Below are 489 nucleotides of genomic sequence, written 5' to 3'. Positions count from 1 at the left end.
GCTGGTGCTTGAGTTGCACGATGCTCGGCGTGACGATCGGCACGAACGACGCCTCGCGCACGCGACGCGCAACGGCCGACTGCTCGCGCAGATAGCCCTGTCCGCCGCTCGCCTGGACCTCGAGGTTCACGGCCGATGCCACCAGCGACGCCAGCGCAATGCGCAGGCGGAAGAGGTTCGGCGCATCCTCGATATAGGTCTGAGCCGCAATGCCCGTGCATAGCTGGTCCGTCAACCGTGCAAGCTCGTCGGCAAGCTGTTCGGCGTCTGCGGCCAGCGCCAGCCTCGATGTCGGACGGGCCAGCGCCACGGCCGCGAGCGCGCGACGCGCAAGACCAAGCGACAGGCCGCACTGCAAGCCCAGGAAGCCGGGACGCACTCGAGTCAGGAACGTACTCGCGTCGGCGGCGATCATCCAGCGTTCGTCGAGCTGTGCGCCCTCGATCTTCAACGCGGCGGTATTGCTCGCGCGCAATGCGATCAGGTCGA

The 489-nt window shown here is 67.5% G+C and carries 1 pseudogene; it reads right to left on the bottom strand.

The window, feature by feature from the left end:
- Positions 1 to 489, bottom strand: a pseudogene (locus tag VSR82_RS40030) (acyl-CoA dehydrogenase); the annotation flags it as partial.

Source organism: Burkholderia sp. JPY481, from assembly GCF_038900515.1.
In the GTDB taxonomy this organism is placed as follows: Bacteria; Pseudomonadota; Gammaproteobacteria; order Burkholderiales; family Burkholderiaceae; genus Paraburkholderia; species Paraburkholderia youngii.
This window is presented reverse-complemented; position numbering and strand designations above follow the sequence as displayed.